Genomic DNA, 17824 nt, shown 5'->3' on the forward strand with positions numbered 1-17824 from the left:
TGACCGCTTCTGGCCCATCGCGTCATTTTTCGATGCGAAATTTGATCGCTACCGGGCATAGCGGACTCTTGCGAGCCGTTAGCCCGGCCGAATTATGGGTGCGCGGACCTAGGTTACTGTCTTCAGCCCATTCGCCCAGCGGGCGAACAGCGCCACTCGCTCGGCCGGCCAGGCACCGTCGCAGGGCATGCTCCCGGCCTCGAGCCGTGCCAGGATTTGCTGACAGTGCCTGGCGACATCCGCCTCCTTCCAGAGATCGAAGGCGGACAGCATCGAACTGCGATCCATCGGCCGGAACAGCGGCCGGATGTGCTGTTCGAACTGCACGGTCTCGCCGGGATCGGGGAGTGCCATGCCGACGTCGTTCGCGGCCTGCGCATCGCTCGCGGTTGCGGACGGCCGTGCGGCCGGCGTTGCGTTGCAGACCCACCACCATCGCGGCACCGGCATGTTCGGCGGCGGTGCTGCGCCGGCGCCCGAATTCTCCACCGCGATCCGCGAGCCCCATTCGATATAGGCGACGAAGGCGGCGCGGAATTCCGGATCGGTCGGCAAGCCGGCATCGTCGGCGCTCTGCACCATGTAGGTGGCCCACAGCGCGCGCTGCTCCGGCCGGATCTCCTTGCCGATGTGCTGCGACACCATCCGCCGATAGCCGCCATAGCGCTCGGTGTAGAAGCGCGGGCCGCCGAACACCTCGCTCAGCCACGCCGCCACCCGTTCGGGGTGGTCCGGCGACATCTCCGCGAACAGTGGCCCAAGCAGCGGATCCTCAGGCACGTAACGGCTGTAGAAGATGCGCGTCATGTCGAGCAGCGCCGGATAGCCGCCGGCCCATTCGAACAGCGTCGGCTCGCGCATCGGATCGGGAATGGGATCGCGAAATTCGACATTCCAGTGCATGCCGCTGCAAAACGGCTTGTTCAGCGATGCGCCGCAGCGGCACAGGCTGACATGCTCCTGCGACGCGCCCGCGTTCCGCGCGATCGATGCGCCATCCTCATCGATCAGCTCGACATGGCCGGTGACGCGATAGGGCCCGTCCTTCGACACTTCGATTTGCGGTGGCCGGTTGACATCGGACAGGCTGGCGTCACGCTCCGGGCCAATGCCGATGCCGAGTGCCCCCGACGGGCACCTGCGCACCGCGTTGATGAGATCGTCCAAGCGCGCGCCGCTGGGTGCGATGAAAGGCTGCTCGCCGAGACGAAACACGGAGGCGAGCCGGTTGGTGCAGAAGCCGGAATGCGCGCAGGTGCCGCGATTGTCGAACACATAGGCCTGCTGCCCCGCATAGGCCTCGAGCCTGTCCGGCACGCGCCGCGTATCCCTGGCGTCGGTGAAACCGCGCGCGACGTGGCTGCCGTCGCAGAACGGCTTGGTCTGCGATTGTCCGCAGCGGCAGAGCCGCACCGGCGCCGCGGCTGCGATCGGTACGCCGAGATGATCGACGACCGGAATGTCGGGGTCGGGTTCGTAGGGTCCGTTGCGTCTGATGACGATGCGCTTGCGCGGCTGTTGCTTGTCGCTTGGACCCTGGGCGGAATTGTCGTCTGTCATGCCTTGCAATGATCCCTGAACTCGCCCAACCCGTGCCAAGCGTGCTTAGATGGATCGATGGCGGCTCTCAACGAACCAGATGGAAAGTGCCGCGGGAGAGTTGCGATGATCCGCAAGACCAAGCGCAAATATGGTTGCCCGGTCGAGTTCTCGATCGATCAGCTCAGCGGCAAATGGAAGACGGTGATCCTGAGCCGGCTCAAGGTCCGGCCGATGCGCTACGGCGAATTGCGCCACGACATCCCGCAGCTCAGCGACAAGGTGTTGACCGAGCGCCTGCGCGATCTCTGCAATTCAGGCTTCGTCAGGCAGGAGCGCGGCGGCGGCTCCTCGCGCTATTGCCTGACCAGGCGCGGCGAGATGTTGAAGCCGATGCTGCAGGCACTCTACGATTGGGGCGAGGCCAACGCCGACACGTTCGGCGTCCGCTTCCTCGGCGCGGAGGCGGATTAGAGCAAGATGCGCAATTTCGGAATATTAGAATAATGCATCTGAGTTGCCCGACGTGTCAAGTTGCTTGTTCGAACGCCGGCCACCGCCGGCCACTTTGCATGGGGTTGTTTTCGATATTTTGGCAGCGCCCCCCGGCGACGGTCGCATGAGCACTAGTCCAGAGGGCGGATTTCCGGCGGAACCTTAAGCAAGGAAAGCCCGTTGTCGCGGGATGTTGGGGGTAATCAACACAAGGAATACTCATGCGCATCCGCATCTCTACGGCGTCCGTCATCGTTGCGGCGCTCTCGCTCGGAACACCTGCTTGGGCGCAGGTGCAGGGAACGCAACCGAAGGCGATGCCGCAGGCTCAATCTGATCAGCCCACCGCCATCCGGAGCATCCAGGTCGTGGACATCAAGGAACTCAAGCCCGACGCAAGGTCAAAGGTCGAGGCTGTTGTCGCAAAGGCAAGCGAAGACGACCTGCGGAACCTTCGCGGTTCCATCGACGCCTCCGAAGAAGCAGTATCCGCGCTGAAGGCGAAGGGCCTCAGCTCGGCACAAGTTGTCGCGGTCAATCTCACCAACGGCATCCTGACGCTTTTCACCAAGACGGCCTGAACAAATTCGGACTCAGCAAATCGAGGCCCGCCGGTTCTGGCCGGCGGGCCGCAACGACCACATCATGGAAAGGCGCGCTTTAGTTCACCGCCTTCGCTGCCGCGCGTCCCGCATTGCGGCCCGAGAACAGGCAGCCGCCGAGGAACGTGCCTTCCAGCGAGCGATAGCCGTGCACGCCGCCGCCGCCGAAGCCGGCGGCTTCGCCGGCCGCGTAGAGCCCGCGGATGATCTGGTGATCGTTGCCGAACACGCGCGAATCGAGATCGGTCTCGAACCCGCCGAGCGTCTTGCGGGTGAGAATGTTGAGCTTCACCGCGATCAGCGGGCCGTGCTCGGGATCGAGGATGCGGTGCGGCTTCGCGGTGCGGATCAGCCTGTCGCCGATATAGCGCCGCGCATTGTGCAGGTTCATCACCTGCGCATCCTTGACATAGGGGTTGGTGATCTCGCGGTCGCGCGCCTCGATCTGCGCCTTGACGGCGTCGAGCTGCAACAGATCGTTGCCTGCGAGTTTGTTCATGGCACTGATGAGATCGGCGAGATTGTCGCGCACGATGAAGTCGGCGCCGTGCTGCTTGAACGCCTCCACCGGCGCCGGCGCGCCCTTGTTGGTGGCGCGCTTGATCGTCATGCGCCAGCTCTTGCCGGTGAGGTCGGGGTTCTGCTCCGAGCCGGACAGCGCGAACTCCTTCTTGATGATGCTCTGGGTCAGGATGAACCACGAATAATCGTAGCCGGTGCCCATGATGTAGTGCAGTTGCCCGAGCGTGTCGGAGCCCGGGAACAGCGGCGCCGGCAGCCGCTTGCCTGACGCGTCGAACCACAGCGACGACGGTCCCGGCAGGATCCGGATGCCGTGACGCGGCCAGATCGGGTTCCAGTTCCGGATGCCTTCGACGTAGTGCCACATGCGGTCGCGGTTGATCAGCCGCCCGCCCGCAGCCTCGGTGATGCCGATCATGCGGCCGTCGACATGCTCGGGCACGCCGGAGATCATGAATTGGGGCGGCTCGCCGAGCCGCTTCGGCCAGTTCTGCCGCACCAGATCATGATTGCCGCCGATGCCGCCGGACGCGACGATCACGGCCTGCGCGCGGAAGGAAAACTCGCCGACGACGTTGCGCGAGGAACTCTTGCCGCGCTCGACCGAGGTCGGTTCCAGGATCACGCCGCTGACGCCGTCGACCACACCGTTGGTGACGCTGAGTGCATCGACGCGGTGGCGGAACTTGAATATCAGCCGTCCGCTCTTCGCGGCCTCGCGCGCGCGGCGCTCGAACGGCTCGACGATGCCCGGTCCGGTGCCCCAGGTGACGTGGAAGCGCGGCACCGAATTGCCATGGCCCATCGCGTCGTAACCGCCGCGCTCGGCCCAGCCGACCACCGGGAAGATGCGATGGCCCATGGCGCGCAGCCAGTCGCGTTTCTCGCCCGCCGCGAACGCGACATAGGCTTCAGCCCATTTGCGCGGCCAGTAATCCTCCTCGCGATCGAAACCGGCGGTGCCCATCCAGTCCTGCAGTGCGAGGTCTGCTGAATCCCTGATGCCGAGCCGGCGCTGCTCCGGCGAATCGACCAGGAACAGGCCGCCAAACGACCAGAAGGCCTGGCCGCCGATGCTCTGTTCCCCTTCCTGGTCGAGCACGATGACGCGCTTGCCTGCGTCGGCAATCTCGGTTGCGGCGACGAGACCGGCAAGCCCCGCGCCAACCACGATCACATCTGCATCCTCAGCCATGTTTGAGTCCCCTGGTCCCACCGGGATTCAAGACCGCCTCATTGCGTGCGGTCAACGCCAAATGGACCTTGCCTGTGGCGGCGGAGCACCAAGCACGCGCGCCACGCTGTTCCAGTTTGGGACCTTTCCCCAGTCCCACTGCAGCGTGCGCGCAACACCCAATTTGAATTTGTTTTGACCGGCTTCGCTCGTCTGGACAAAAATACGCGCGCACAACACGCTCACGATTGTCTTGCATCACAGACCAAACAGATTCGGTTTCGACTGGGGCTGGCCAAAATGAAGTTGATGACGGGGTTGCTCGCTGCGGTTCTCCTGCTGGCGGGAATGGGGGCGTCTCAAGCTGTAGTCAGGATCGCCGACGATCGCGGCGGCAAGATCGGCGTCTATGTCGACAGGTATCAGGACCTGCGGACTTCGGGCGAGACGGTCATCATCGACGGGCTGTGCGCCTCGGCCTGCACCATCGTGCTCGGCAAGGTTCCTCACGACCGGATTTGTGTGACCTCGCACGCCAGTCTCGGCTTCCACGCAGCCTGGGACTACGGCGACAACGGCCGCCCGGTCCCCAATCCCGAAGCCACCCATATGTTGTACCTGATGTATCCGCCGGCGGTACGCAGATGGATTTCGGAGCGTGGTGGCCTGACCCGGCGCATGATTTTCCTGCGCGGCAAGCAACTGCAGGCGCTGTACAAGCCGTGCTACCTCAACGCGCAGGCCTCGGCGCCGAAGCCCGCGCATTAAGCTCCGGTTGCGTCTCTGTTTGACCTTTGTCGGCCATTGGCCTGGGCATGCGCCGGGGCCATGGACGAGCAGGCGCCGGAATCGCTCGCCATCATTTGACGGCCTGCGACCGCCATTGCGCTTGCTGCCTGCCGGAACCCGGCTTATCTCAGCCTCATGGTTCAGCCGATCTCCACCCGATCCGAGCTCGTAACGGCTCCGCAGGGCCGGGTAGCGTCTGCGATCCTGTGGGGTGCGGCCGCTATCGGCGGATTGGCCCTGCTTGCCGCCGCCGCGCTCTGGTTCCACTACGGGACCGCGGTGTTTTTCGAAATGATCACGGCCGGCATCTCCGCCTGCTTCTGACAAGGACGCCCTCGCATCATGCCCCGGACCACGCGCCCATTGGTGATCTTCGCTGCCTTCGCGGGCAGTCTGGCGGTCGGCTTGTTCCTCATGCTGTGGGCGATCGGCGGCTTGCGCACCGTTGCCGCGCCGGCCGCGATCGGCGGGTCGTTCCAGCTCACCGACCAGTCCGGCCAGACCGTCACCGACAAGAACCTCCAGGGCAAGCCGACCCTGATTTTCTTCGGATTCACCCATTGCCCGGACATCTGCCCGACCTCGCTGTTCGAGATCTCGGAGGTCCTGAAGGCCATGGGCAAGGACGCCGATCGCGTGAATGCCTATTTCGTCTCGGTCGATCCGGAACGCGACACCGCCACCGCGATGAAGGATTACCTGTCGAGCTTCGATCCGCACCTCAAGGGCCTGACCGGCGATCCCGCCGCGATCGCGAAGGTGCTGTCGAGCTATCGTGTCTACGCCAAGAAAGTGCCGCTGAAGGATGGCGACTACACGATGGACCACACCGCGCTGATCTATCTGATGGATCGCGACGGTCATTTCGTCGCGCCGTTCAATCTGAAACGGACGCCGGAAGAGGCGGCGGCCGATCTCAAACGGTATCTCTGATCGCCATTTCCGGTCCAGAATTAACCCAATCGGCGCTCGCTTCAGGCGCCGATTCGGCTATAAGCCGTTCAATTTCCTGAAATTGCCGGTTATGCCAAATCCCTCTGTCCAGCCCTTTGCCGTCCGTTCGCGCCAGCGTCGCCCCGCCGCGGGCATGATCGCGGCTGCCTTGCTGGCGCTGGCGGGTCCTGCGATCGGGCAGACGCCTCCAGCGCAACCACCGGCGGCCAAGACGGCCCCTGCGCCGGCTCCGCCGACCAGACCGGCGCCGGCTGCACCGCAGGCAGCGCCTGCGGCCCCAGCGGCAACCCAGCCGGCCCCGACGCTGCCGCCCAAGGCCACCGCCGAGGCCGCGCCGCAGGCGGTGCCGGGTTTCTGGGACCCGCGGCGCCGGCCGGACCGCCCGGACCTGTCGCGCCTCACCGTGATCCGCTTCCTGACCGAGACCGACTATCCGCCGTTCAATTTCACCGGTCCCGACGGCAATCCGGCCGGTTTCAACGTCGACCTCGCGCGTTCGCTCTGCGACGAGATCAAGGTCACCTGCACCATCCAGATGCGCCGCTTCGAGACCCTGATCGATGCCCTGGCGACCAACCGTGGCGATGCCATCATCGCGTCGATGGCGGTGACGCCGCAGCTGCGCGCCAAGGTCGATTTCACCGATCCGTATTACCGCGCGCCGGCACGCTTCGTGTCGCGCCGCGACAACGCGATGCCGGAAATCCGCCCGGAATATCTCGAGGGCAAGAAGGTCGGCGTCATCGCCGGCACCTCGCACGAGGCCTACCTCAAGGCGATGTTCACCGACGCCGAGATCCATTCCTATCCGGATAACGACGCGCTGCGCGCGGCGCTGCGCCGCGGCGAGGTCGACTTCATCTTCGGCGATGCGATCTCGCTCGCGTTCTGGATCAACGGCACCGATTCCGCCGAATGCTGCGCCTTCTCCGGCGGCCCCTTTGTCGAGAGCCGCTATTTCGGCGAGGGCGTCGGCATCGCCGTCCGCAAGGGCAACGATCTGCTCCGGCAGTCGCTGAACTGGGCGCTGTTCCGGATCTGGGAAAAAGGCCGCTTCACCGATCTGTGGCTGCGCTATTTCTCGGTCAGCCCGTTCTGACGCTGTGGTCTTCACCTCGCCCCGTTTTGGGGGGAGAGGTCGGAATTCAAGCGCAGCTTGAATTCCGGGTGAGGGGGACCCGCCGCGAATTCCTCTCTTGCCGGTTACGCGGATGGAGCCCCTCACCCCAACCCTCTCCCTGCAACAGCGGGGCGAGGGAGCGTCGTTTTGCATTTTGCCGCGAAAGCGTTAGTTTTCGCGGCCTTTTTGGAGAGAGCCTGAGGAATGTCCGTGATTGATCCTTCTGCCAGCCCGAGCGACCTGCGGGCGCTCGCCGAACAATCCAACGCCTGGCCGTTCGAGCAGGCGAAAGCGATTGTGGCGCGGCTGAAGAAAAATCCCAAGGACGAGGTGCTGTTCGAGACCGGCTACGGCCCGTCGGGCCTGCCCCATATCGGCACGTTCGGCGAGGTCGCGCGCACCACGATGGTGCGCCACGCCTTCCGCGTGCTGACCGAGGACAAGATCAAGACGCGCCTGCTCGCCTTCTCCGACGACATGGACGGCCTGCGCAAGGTGCCGGACAACGTGCCGAACAAGGAGATGCTGGAACAGCATCTCGGCAAGCCGCTGACCAAGGTGCCCGATCCGTTCGGCACCCATCCGAGCTTCGGACAGCACAACAACGCGCGGCTGCGCGCCTTCCTCGACCAGTTCGGCTTCGACTACGAGTTCGCGAGCTCGACCGAGTACTACACCTCCGGCCGTTTCGACGCCGCGCTGCTGCGCATGCTGGAGCGGATCGAGAAGGTGATGGCGATCATGCTGCCGTCGCTGCGCGAGGAGCGCGCGGCGAGCTACTCGCCGTTCCTGCCGATCTGTCCGCGCACCGGCCTCGTGCTCTACGTGCCGGTGACGGCGCACGACGCCAAGGCCGGCACGATCTCCTACGAGGATCCCGATACCAAGGAGACCGTCACCGTTCCCGTCACCGGCGGCCGCTGCAAGCTGCAATGGAAGCCGGACTGGGCGATGCGCTGGTACGCCCTCGGCGTCGACTATGAAATGGCCGGCAAGGATCTGATCGACTCGGTGAAGCTGTCGGCCAAGATCTGCTCGGCGCTTGGCGGCACGCCGCCGGAAGGCTTCAACTACGAGCTGTTCCTCGACGAGAAGGGCCAGAAGATCTCGAAGTCGAAGGGCAACGGCCTGACCATCGACGAATGGCTGCGCTACGCCTCGCCGGAATCGCTGTCGCTGTTCATGTATCGCGAGCCCAAGGCGGCGAAGCGGCTCTATTTCGACGTCATCCCGCGCAATGTCGACGACTACCAGCAATTCCTCGACGGCTTCACGCGGCAGGAAGCGCGGCAGCAGCTGCAAAATCCGGTCTGGCACATCCATTCCGGCAAGCCGCCGCAGGCCGATATGCCGGTCACCTTCCAACTGCTGCTGACGCTGGTGTCGTCGTCGAACGCGGAGAATGCCGAGACGCTGTGGGGCTTCATCGGCCGCTACCGGCCGGGCGTGACGCCGCAGACCCATCCGAAGCTCGACGCGATGGTCGGCTACGCCATCAACTACTATCGCGACTTCGTGGCGCCGACCAAGCAGTTCCGCGAGCCGACCGACGGAGAGCGCGCCGCGCTGCAGGATCTGCGCGATGCGCTCGCCAACATGCCGGCGAACGCGAGCGCGGAAGACATCCAGAACGTGGTCTATGAGATTGGCCGCCGCGAGCCGTTCCTCGACATGGTCAAGAAGGGCAAGGACGGCCGTCCCGGCGTCTCGCTCGACTGGTTCAACATGCTCTACCAGGTGCTGCTCGGGCAGGAGAAGGGCCCGCGCTTCGGCTCCTTCGTCGCGGTCTACGGCGTGCAGAACGCGGTCAACATGATCGACGGCGCGCTGGCGCGGTCGTCGTAGGGATCGCGCCGCTCATCGCGGCTCGGCCTGCGCCGCGTCGCGCAGGCCGTCGCTGGTGGCGCGCAACAGCGTCAGCAGCAGGCCGTTGAGCGGCGTCGGCACGCCGTGCCGTTCGCCGGCCGCGACGATCGCGCCGGTGAGAGCGTCGGCTTCGAACGGGCGTCCCGCGACACGATCGAAATACATCGAGGTGCCGGCGTCGGGCGGGTAGGTCAACAACGTCGCCAGCATCAGCTCGGCCTCGTCGGGCGCGAGCTGCGCGCCGTCGGCGCGGCCGACATTCGCGGCCTCCTCCAGGATGGCGCGGCACAGCGCCTTGACGTCCGCGCGGCGGAACACCGCCTGCCGCTGCAAGGTGAGCGCGGTGATCGGATTGGCGACCGCATTGAGCAGAAGCTTGCGCCACGCCAGCGTGGTGAAATCAGCGGAGCGCCGCACGCGCATCGCCGTACCATCCAGCAGCGCTTCGAACGCGCGCCCGTTCGCGTCATCGGCAACGGCGAATTCGTGCTCGCCGGCACGACGGAAGCGGACGCGATCCGGCGCCAGCCGCTCGCCGTTGTAATAGACGATGGTCGGAACGACAGTGGCGGCGCCGACCAATGGTGCCAGCCGCTCCGCATGGCCGATGCCGTTCTGCAGCACCGCGACACGCGTCCGCGGCCCGCTCAACCTCTGCAGCCAGGGCGCGCTCGATTCCGTGTCCTGCGCCTTGGTTGACAACAACACCCAGTCGACCGGCGTAACCTTTGCCGGATCGGTGAGGGCGCGCAGCGGCACCTCCACCGTGCCTTCCGCCCGCTCGACCGCGAGGCGATCGAGCGGCCGCCGGACACAGGCGATCACGTCATGCTTGTCGACTGCCCGCAGCAGGCCGGTGATGATGCCGCCGATGCTGCCGAGGCCGACGATGGCGATGGTTTTGCGGTCGGATGGTCCTGTCATGGCGTGACTCTTGGCTTTGCGGAGTGTGTTGCGTTGAGTTGGAAAGTGCAGGCCGCTCATGTGGCTTTCCGCCGCAGCCAACGAAGCCGCCGATCCGCGGTCTTCGCAGCGCATCATCACATAATGACGCCGAGCCCGCAAAATTCGGATAGCAGGCCATCGGCAATTTCACCGGAGCCCGGCGCCGGATTGCGCTACAATCGCATCCATAAAATCAGCACGGCCTCCGCCGAGAGGCCGGCACAGATGGGAGCATGCGCATGCAGTTCAGGGTTTCGCCGACATCGCTGCAGGACAGTTCGAGCGCCGAGGAATGGCAGGCGCGGGTCGATCTCGCGGCGGCGCATCGCCTCGCTTACATCCACGGCTTTTCGGAAGGTATTTTCAACCATCTCACCCTCGTGGTGCCCGGCCGCACCGACCGCTACTACCAGATCCCGTTCGGCATGCACTGGTCGGAGGTGACAGCATCCTCCTTCATGGAGGTCGGCATCGACGATGCCGAGGTGAAGCGCGGCGAGGGTGAGGTGGAGCGCTCCTGCTATTGCATCCATGCGCCGATCCACAAGGCGTTGCCGCAGGCCAAGGCCGTGTTCCACACCCACATGCCGTATGCGAGCGCGCTGACGCGGCTCGAGGATCCGCGCATCAAGGAAATCGGGCAGACCGAGGTCGGGCTGTCGGAAGCGATTGCCTATGACGATCTCTACACCGGCCCCGCGCTCGATCCCGAGGAAGGCGCGCGGCTCGCCAGGGTGATCGGCAACAAGACCATCCTGTTCATGGCCAATCATGGCATCTCGACCGTCGGCGAGACGGTCGCCGATGCTTATGACCGGCTTTATTACATCGAACGCGCCGCGCAGGTGCAGATCTACGCGATGTGGACGCAGCAGCCGCTCAAGCAATTGCCGCAGCATGTGGTGGAGAAGACCAAGCGCGATTTCCGCGACGACCATCTCTACAACGGCCCGTCCCCGGCGCAGCGGCATTTCGATGCGCTGAAGCGGATGCTGGATCGCAAGGAGCCGGACTACGCGACGTAAAGGCTGGCAGGGAGCGCGCCGCAACCTCCGCCGTCGTCCCGGCGAAAGCCGGGACCCATAACCACAGGGTCGAGTTGTGGAAGCCAGCTGTGGCCCCAGCGTGGTGTAGCAGTAATCTTCGGTGGCTATGGGTCCCGGCTTTCGCCGGGACGACACTGGTTATGTGGTGATCGACCTGCCCGGCTACTGGCTCGCCCACACCACGCGTGCGATCCACGCGACTTCCTCGGCATCGAGCATGCGGTCGGGGTGCTCCGGATTGAGCGATCCGAGTTCCAGCACCTTGGCGGTGCGGCGTCTCAATTCCTTCACCATCACCTCGCCGCCGGTCGTGCGCACCACCACGCGGTCGCCGCGGCGGATCGCGGTCGCGGGGGACACCACGATGATGTCACCTTCGCGATAGGCCGGTTTCATCGAGTCGCCCTCGATCTCCAGCGCATAGGCGTGCTCGTCGGTGGTTGCCGGTAGCGCGACTTCGTCCCAGCCCTTGCCGGCGGGAAAGCCGCTGTCGTCGAAATAGCCGCCGGCGCCGGCCTGCGCGAAGCCGATCAGCGGCACCGACTGTCCGCCGCGCGCGCCATCGCCGAGCAACTGCACGAAGGTCTCCATGCTGGCATTGCTCGCCGCCAGCGCCTTGGAGAGCGATTCGGTCGAGGGCCAGCGCTCGCGCCCGTCGCCCGTCACGCGCTTGGACTTGTTGAAGGTGGTGGGGTCGAGTCCGGACTGCTTGGCAAGGCCGGACGGCGACAGGCCGGCGCGTTCGGCGAGCCGGTCGAGCGCGGCCCAGACCTGCGCGTGGGTCAGCGGTCGGGTGGCTTTGGGCTGTTTGGCCATCGAGGGTATCCCGGATGGTAGGAATTATTGCCTGAAAGCTGGCGTTTTCGCAAATCTGTCGGCCGATGTGTCCCGGCACCGCTTGAGTTGCGCCGCCGCCGCCGATACGGTCCCTCGCTCGCCAGATGGCGTCTGGGGCATTTCCCCTCAAATCCGGATAAAACCCCAAGAGACTCAAGGACAAAAGGGAAGGCCGGCCCGTGCCGATGATCTACAAAATCACCCCCGCTTCGGCCTGGCGCGAGGCCGAGCGGCAGGGCGTGTACCGGGGCAGTGCCGACGACAAACGCGACGGCTTTATCCATTTTTCCACCGCGTCCCAGGTGGCCGAGACCGCGCGCAAGCACTACCACGGGCAAACCGGCCTGTTCCTGGTCGCGGTCGATGCCGATGCGCTGGGCAATGCCCTGCGCTGGGAGCGGTCGCGCAATGACGAGCTGTTCCCGCATCTCTATGGCGAACTCGACCTCGGCGCCGTCACCGAGATCCTCGACCTGCGCGCGCGCTCCGACGGTGGCCACGACGTTCCGGAGCTCAAGCCGTGATCCGTGCCTTCGACGCCTTCTCGCTGCCGCTGCTGCGCTGGTTCGATCCGGAGGATGCCCATCGCATGGCGATCCAGGGCCTGAAGCTGCTGCCGCCGATCCGGCAGCGGCCGGATGATCCCAAGCTCGCGGTGCGCGCCTTCGGACTCAACTTTCCAAACCCGATCGGCATGGCGGCGGGGTTCGACAAGAGCGCCGAGGTGCCCGACGCGCTGCTGCGGCTCGGCTTCGGCTTTGTCGAGATCGGCTCGGTCACGCCGAAGCCGCAAGGCGGCAATCCGCGGCCGCGGCTGTTTCGCCTCGAGCGCGACGAGGCCGTCATCAACCGCATGGGCTTCAACAATGACGGCGCGGAGGCCGTGCTGCGGCGGCTCGCCGCGCGCGCCAGCGCCGGCGGCATTGTCGGGGTCAATGTCGGGGCCAACAAGGATTCGCCCGACCGCGCCGCCGACTACGTGAAGCTGATTGAGACGTTTGCGCCGGTCGCGAGCTATTTCACCGTCAACGTCTCCTCGCCGAACACGCCGGGCCTGCGCAATTTGCAGCAATCGGCCGCGCTCGACGATCTGCTGGCGCGGGTCATCGACACCCGCGAGCGCGTGCGCAAGAACGCCGGCGATTCGCCGGTCCTGCTCAAGATCGCGCCGGATCTGAGTCTGGCCGAGCTCGACGACGTCGTGCACATCGCCCGCTCGCGGCGCGTCGACGGCATGATCGTCGCGAACACCACGCTGGCGCGGCCCTCGACCTTGCGCGAGGAGAATCGCGCCAAGGAGCAGGGCGGCCTGTCGGGCCGCCCGCTGTTCCGGCTGTCGACGCGCATGGTGGCCGAGACCTATGTCCGCGTCGAAGGCGCGTTTCCGCTGATCGGCGTCGGCGGCATCGATAGCGGCGGCGCCGCACTGACCAAGATCCGCGCCGGGGCCAGCCTGATCCAGCTCTATTCCTCGCTGGTCTACAAGGGCATCGGTCTCGTCGACGACATCAAGCGCGATCTGTCCTCGACCCTGCTGCGCACCGGCCGCGACTCGCTATCGGAAATCGTCGGCGCGGATGCGGCGACGATTACGGCGGAGGATTGGCCGGTCCAGTAGGTGCGTGTAGCCCGGATGAAGCGAAATCCGGCTGCGCTCTAACCTCCCCTTGAAAAGGGGAGGTCGCTTTGCTCGCCAGAGCAAAGCGGGTGGGGATCAGCTCTCTCCATGAGCTGCGTCGCCTGCGGCTGACCCCCATCCCGACCTTCCCCCTTTCAGGGGGAAGGGGAAGAGAACTTCGTAGCCCGGATGAAGCGAAGCGCAATCCGGGACAGTCTCGCTGCGGATACAGACCCCGGATTTCGCTTCGCTGCATCCGGGCTACGAATGCTACGCAGTCTTGAACGTCTTCCTGAGCAGTGCCGGATAGCGCAGGCCCTGCAGGCCGCCGCGCGCGACGTAGAAGCCGAGCAGCGCGATCCATAGGCCTGTGTTGCCGAACGAACTGAGCGCCCACCAGGTGGCGAGGAAGATCGCGAGCGAGGCCAGCATCAGATTGCGCATCTCGCGCGCCCAGGTGGCGCCGACATAGATGCCGTCGAAGCCGAACGCGAATACGCCGGGCAGAGGTGCCAGGATCACGAACGGCAGGAACGCGCGCGCATAGCGGCGCACGTCGTCGCTGGTCGTCATCAGATTGATCAGCGCCGGTCCGAACAGCGCGAACAGCACCGATACGACCAGCGCAAAGCCGATGCCCCACAGCAGCACCAGCCGGGTCGAATCGGAAAAGCCGCGTGCGTCGCGTGCGCCGAACGCGCGGCCGCACAGCTGCTGGGCAGCATTGGCGAGGCCGTCGAGGAAGAAGGCGCTGACCAGCAGGAAATTGTTCAGCACCGAATTCGCCGCCAGCGTCACGTCGCCCTCGCGTGCGCCCTTGGCGGTGAAAAACAGGAACACGACGATCAGCGCCGCGGTGCGGACCATGATGTCGCGATTGACCGCCAGCATGCGCATCAGCTTGGCGCGGTCGAACAGCGTGGCCGCGGGCACGGCGAAGCCGCCTTGCGAGATCCGCCACGCCACCACGATGCCGGCGGCGAAACCGGCGGTCTCGGCGAGCACGGCGGCGATCGCGGCACCGGCGATGCCGGCGCCGTAGACCTGCACCAGCAGCACGGTCGCGGCCATGTTGATCAGGTTGATCACGATCTGCAGCGCCAGCGCCAGATTGGCGCGGGCCTGGCCGACCAGCCAGCCCAGGATGACGTAATTGGCGAGCGCCAGCGGCGCCGACCAGATCCGGATCATGAAATAACTCTTGGCCGCGCGGGTGACGCCCTCGCTGCCGCCCATCAGCTGGAACGTGACCGCGGCGAGCGGCACCTGCAGCGCGATTAGCGCCGCGCCGATCAGGCCGGCGACGATGAAGCCGCGCACCAGGATCGCGGCATATTCCTTGATCTCGCCGGCACCCTGCGCCTGCGCGGTGAAGGCCAGCGTGCTCATGCGCAGGAAGGCGAACAGCCAGAACAGGCAGTCGAAGATCACCGAGGCCATCGCCACCCCGCCGAGCAGCGCGGCGTCGTCGAGCCGGCCGATCGCGGTGGTAGAGACGATGCCGATCAGCGGCGTGGTCAGGTTGGCGACCATCGCGGGGCCGGCGATGGCGAACACCTGGCGCGTCGTGATCTTCGGGTGGATGGGTGCGTGCATGGCTACAATTGCAAGGAATATACGTTTCTATCGCGACATCCGTCGCGCGACCATGCCGGAATTGTTCTCAGAGCAATGCGGTGGCGGAAGGTCAGCGGGCAAGGCATTGCATGGTCAGAGCACCACGACCATGCCGTCGCTCGCCGCCGTGTAGGGCAGGTCGTCGATGCGGCCGAGCATGTCGTCGCTCATATGGGTCAGCACCACGCGCTTGGCGTTGATGGCGGGCAAATGCGCTTCCAGCGTCTTCAGGCTGAGATGATTCTTGACCATTTTGTCGTACATGTAGGCTTCGGCGATGAAGAGGTCGGCGTCCTGCGCCGCCGGGATCAGCGCGTCGGTCCATTCGGTGTCGGCGCTGTAGCTGATGATGCGGCCTTCCGCCCCGACGCGGTAGGCGAGGAACGGCCCGCCGGATTCGCCATGCACGACAGGGTAGGGCGTCACGGTCACCTCGCCGAAGCTGCGCGTTTCGCGCGGCGCGAGCGTGACGACGGACAGATCGAAGCGTTGCCTGGTTTTGGAGGAATGCTCGAACATCACCTCCATCACTGCCGGCAGTTTCGCTTCGATGCCTTGCGGCCCGGCAATCACCAGCGGCCGGGTACGGCGGGAGAACTGCGCGTCGAGCAGGAAGAACGGCAGGCCGGCAAAATGATCGCCGTGGAAATGCGTGATCAGGATCAGGTCGATTGCGTCGCGGTCGATCTCGAGCCGCTTCATCGCCGGCAGCGACGAGGCGCCGCAGTCGATCAGGAAATTGCTGCGCGCGCCGCTGACGTGGAAACAGGTGTTGAAGCGGCCGCCGGAGCCGAATGCATCGCCGCAGCCAACAAATCGCAATTGCATCGGCTGCGCACTCTCCTTGGGATCAGCGGCCGCGCGGCGCGCCGAACAGCCGCGACAACAGCCAGATCGGGATCACGATGACGGCGCCGAGCAGGAAGTAGCGCCAGGCCCAGTTGATCGCGTCGAAGCCGAAATCCCAGATGCTCTGGAACAGCCTGCGGATGCTGGTGAGGATGTTCCATGGATCGAGGCCGATCGCGGCGAGCACGACACCGACCAGAATCGACAGCAGAATCAACCGGAACGCCACGGAGAGCGGCGATCCGCCGAGAAAGCGGTACAGGCCGTCACTCCGGCCGGCCGGCAAGTCCCGGATATTGTCTGGCATTGCTGTCTCCCGCGGAATCGCCCGCATTATAGGTCACGGCGGTGCACATGGGAAACCCGCACACCGCGATCAATGGCTGCCATGCACGCTTCGGATTTAACTTCCTGTCATGGACATTAACATCCGTTCAAGCGTCTCCAGCCGGTCGGCTTCGCGCGGCGGCTTGTCCCAGCGCAGGCGGCTGATCCGGGGAAAGCGCATCGCGACGCCGGATTTGTGCCGCGGCGAGCGCTGCAATCCTTCGAAGGCGACCTCCAGCACCAGCCCCTGATCCGGCTCGTGCACGACATGGCGCACCGGGCCGAACTTCTCGGTGGTGTTGCGGCGGACGAAGCGGTCGATCTGCAACAGCTCCTCGTCGGTGAAGCCGAAATAGGCCTTGCCGACCGGCACCAGTTCGTCGCCGGCATCGCCGCGGGTCCAGACGCCGAACGTATAGTCGGAGTAATAGGACGAACGCTTGCCGTGGCCGCGCTGGGCATACATCAGCACGGCGTCGATGATGTGCGGATCGCGCTTCCACTTCCACCACGGGCCCTTCGGCCGCCCTGGCAGATAGGGCGCGTCGCGCCGCTTCAGCATCACGCCTTCGACCGCGTCGGCATCGTCGCCGGCGCCGGCGCTCATGGGATCGGCGCGCGCCGCGGCCAGCTCTTCCCAGCTCGCGAACGGGACGGTTGGCGACAGATCGATGCGCGGATCGTTCAGCTTGGCGACGAAGGCTTCGAGATGCGCGCGGCGTTCGGCGAAGGGCAGCTCGCGTAAATCGTTCTCGTCGTCGCCGAGCAGGTCGTAGGCGCGCAGGTGGATCGGAAATTCCTTGATCAGCTTCGGCGAAACGACTTTGCGGTTCAGCCGCTGCTGCAGCACGTTGAAGGTCTGCACGCGGCCGTCGCGCAGCACCAGCAATTCGCCGTCGATCGCGCCGGGCAAATGCAGCGACGGCACGAGGTCGGGGAAGCTGCCGGTGATATCCTCGCCGGTGCGCGAATAGAGCCGGGCCTGGACGTGGCCGCTCGCATCGCGGCCGGACACCGCCTGCACCCGGATGCCGTCCCATTTCCATTCCGCGCTGAAATCGGCGGCGTCGAGATTGGCGAAATCGCTATCCTCGATCGCATGCGCCAGCATCACCGGGCGGAACGGCGCAGGGTCGCGGTTGACCGGCTTGTCGCCGCGGCCCTCGAGCCAGGCGAACAGGTCGAGATAGGGCGGCGCCAGGCCCGGCCACATCAGCTCGATCTCGTGCGGGTCCTTGTCGCCGAGCGCCGCCGCCGCGGTCTTCGCCAGCCGCGCCGAGATCCCGATCCGCATCGCGCCGGTGACGAGCTTCAAGAGCGCCCAGCGCCCGGTCTCGTCGAGCTCGTCCAGCCAGCGCGCCAGCTGCGCCGGCAGCTCGGCCTTGCCGAGCGTGCGCAACGTGGTGACGACGTCGGTGAGGGTGGGAGGAGGCGGGTTGTTGTGGCGGGTACTGGGCGGCGCGCCTTTTTCTGTCTCTTTTACAAATCTTCCTACCCACGAGACCTCCCTACCGCTCCGATGCC

At 65.5% G+C, this 17824-nt stretch carries 18 protein-coding genes; 10 read left to right on the forward strand and 8 right to left on the reverse strand.

Annotation, left to right across the window (positions count from 1 at the left end):
• Positions 1-108 precede the first annotated feature (108 nt).
• Positions 109-1560, reverse strand: coding sequence for a CDGSH iron-sulfur domain-containing protein (locus AC1VNY_RS01920; RefSeq protein ID WP_482403887.1), 1452 nt, complete (start codon positions 1558-1560; stop codon positions 109-111).
• Positions 1561-1665: 105 nt separating this feature from the next.
• Here AC1VNY_RS01920 and AC1VNY_RS01925 point away from each other — a divergent pair, with 105 nt between their 5' ends.
• A complete protein-coding gene (locus AC1VNY_RS01925; RefSeq protein WP_482403888.1) occupies positions 1666-2013 on the forward strand; it encodes a winged helix-turn-helix transcriptional regulator in 348 nt (115 codons plus the stop codon).
• A gap of 242 nt (positions 2014-2255) precedes the next feature.
• The gene (locus AC1VNY_RS01930) at positions 2256-2615 is read left to right on the forward strand and encodes a hypothetical protein (RefSeq protein ID WP_038384505.1); all 360 of its coding nucleotides are present in this window, start codon (positions 2256-2258) and stop codon (positions 2613-2615) included.
• Between the two features lie 79 nt (positions 2616-2694).
• On the opposite strand, the gene AC1VNY_RS01935 is transcribed toward AC1VNY_RS01930, so the two are convergent.
• On the reverse strand, positions 2695-4353 hold the full coding sequence (locus AC1VNY_RS01935; protein ID WP_482403889.1) for an FAD-binding dehydrogenase: 1659 nt from the start codon (positions 4351-4353) through the stop codon (positions 2695-2697).
• A gap of 279 nt (positions 4354-4632) precedes the next feature.
• Between AC1VNY_RS01935 and AC1VNY_RS01940 the strand changes: the two genes are divergently transcribed.
• The 5 genes from AC1VNY_RS01940 to AC1VNY_RS01960 all read left to right on the forward strand — a co-directional run bounded on the left by AC1VNY_RS01940 (position 4633) and on the right by AC1VNY_RS01960 (position 9040).
• Positions 4633-5100 (forward strand): hypothetical protein, encoded by a 468-nt coding sequence (locus tag AC1VNY_RS01940; protein WP_482403890.1) that lies wholly within the window; start codon positions 4633-4635, stop codon positions 5098-5100.
• A 156-nt stretch (positions 5101-5256) separates the two neighbouring features.
• Entirely contained in the window at positions 5257-5445 is a 189-nt protein-coding gene (locus AC1VNY_RS01945) for a hypothetical protein (RefSeq protein ID WP_411784147.1), read from the forward strand.
• Positions 5446-5463: 18 nt separating this feature from the next.
• Positions 5464-6054 (forward strand): SCO family protein, encoded by a 591-nt coding sequence (locus AC1VNY_RS01950; RefSeq protein WP_028339030.1) that lies wholly within the window; start codon positions 5464-5466, stop codon positions 6052-6054.
• A 91-nt stretch (positions 6055-6145) separates the two neighbouring features.
• Complete coding sequence (locus AC1VNY_RS01955; protein WP_482403891.1) at positions 6146-7174, forward strand: transporter substrate-binding domain-containing protein; 1029 nt, start codon at positions 6146-6148, stop codon at positions 7172-7174.
• A gap of 225 nt (positions 7175-7399) precedes the next feature.
• The gene (locus AC1VNY_RS01960; protein ID WP_482403892.1) at positions 7400-9040 is read left to right on the forward strand and encodes a lysine--tRNA ligase; all 1641 of its coding nucleotides are present in this window, start codon (positions 7400-7402) and stop codon (positions 9038-9040) included.
• Positions 9041-9052: 12 nt separating this feature from the next.
• Here AC1VNY_RS01960 and AC1VNY_RS01965 read toward each other — a convergent pair whose 3' ends face one another.
• Complete coding sequence (locus tag AC1VNY_RS01965) at positions 9053-9985, reverse strand: 2-dehydropantoate 2-reductase (RefSeq protein ID WP_482403893.1); 933 nt, start codon at positions 9983-9985, stop codon at positions 9053-9055.
• A gap of 260 nt (positions 9986-10245) precedes the next feature.
• Between AC1VNY_RS01965 and AC1VNY_RS01970 the strand changes: the two genes are divergently transcribed.
• Positions 10246-11031, forward strand: a complete 786-nt coding sequence (locus AC1VNY_RS01970; protein WP_225642150.1) for a class II aldolase/adducin family protein — start codon at positions 10246-10248, stop codon at positions 11029-11031.
• A gap of 183 nt (positions 11032-11214) precedes the next feature.
• On the opposite strand, the gene AC1VNY_RS01975 is transcribed toward AC1VNY_RS01970, so the two are convergent.
• On the reverse strand, positions 11215-11868 hold the full coding sequence (locus AC1VNY_RS01975; RefSeq protein WP_482403894.1) for a S24 family peptidase: 654 nt from the start codon (positions 11866-11868) through the stop codon (positions 11215-11217).
• A 200-nt stretch (positions 11869-12068) separates the two neighbouring features.
• On the opposite strand from AC1VNY_RS01975, the gene AC1VNY_RS01980 reads away from it, so the two are divergent.
• Together AC1VNY_RS01980 and AC1VNY_RS01985 are read left to right on the forward strand one after the other, a co-directional pair.
• Positions 12069-12413, forward strand: a complete 345-nt coding sequence (locus AC1VNY_RS01980; RefSeq protein WP_482403895.1) for a DUF952 domain-containing protein — start codon at positions 12069-12071, stop codon at positions 12411-12413.
• Positions 12410-13507, forward strand: coding sequence for a quinone-dependent dihydroorotate dehydrogenase (locus AC1VNY_RS01985; RefSeq protein ID WP_482403896.1), 1098 nt, complete (start codon positions 12410-12412; stop codon positions 13505-13507). The genes AC1VNY_RS01980 and AC1VNY_RS01985 overlap by 4 nt, the downstream gene beginning before the upstream one ends.
• A gap of 270 nt (positions 13508-13777) precedes the next feature.
• On the opposite strand, the gene AC1VNY_RS01990 is transcribed toward AC1VNY_RS01985, so the two are convergent.
• The 4 genes from AC1VNY_RS01990 to AC1VNY_RS02005 all read right to left on the reverse strand — a co-directional run.
• A complete protein-coding gene (locus tag AC1VNY_RS01990; RefSeq protein WP_482403897.1) occupies positions 13778-15103 on the reverse strand; it encodes an MATE family efflux transporter in 1326 nt (441 codons plus the stop codon).
• Between the two features lie 114 nt (positions 15104-15217).
• Positions 15218-15952 (reverse strand): MBL fold metallo-hydrolase, encoded by a 735-nt coding sequence (locus AC1VNY_RS01995; protein ID WP_482403898.1) that lies wholly within the window; start codon positions 15950-15952, stop codon positions 15218-15220.
• Between the two features lie 22 nt (positions 15953-15974).
• A complete protein-coding gene (locus tag AC1VNY_RS02000; protein WP_016844848.1) occupies positions 15975-16280 on the reverse strand; it encodes a DUF6460 domain-containing protein in 306 nt (101 codons plus the stop codon).
• A gap of 96 nt (positions 16281-16376) precedes the next feature.
• Positions 16377-17824: cisplatin damage response ATP-dependent DNA ligase (locus AC1VNY_RS02005; RefSeq protein ID WP_482403899.1), on the reverse strand; the 1448-nt coding region annotated here is incomplete at its 5' end.

Source organism: Bradyrhizobium ferriligni, assembly GCF_056837965.1.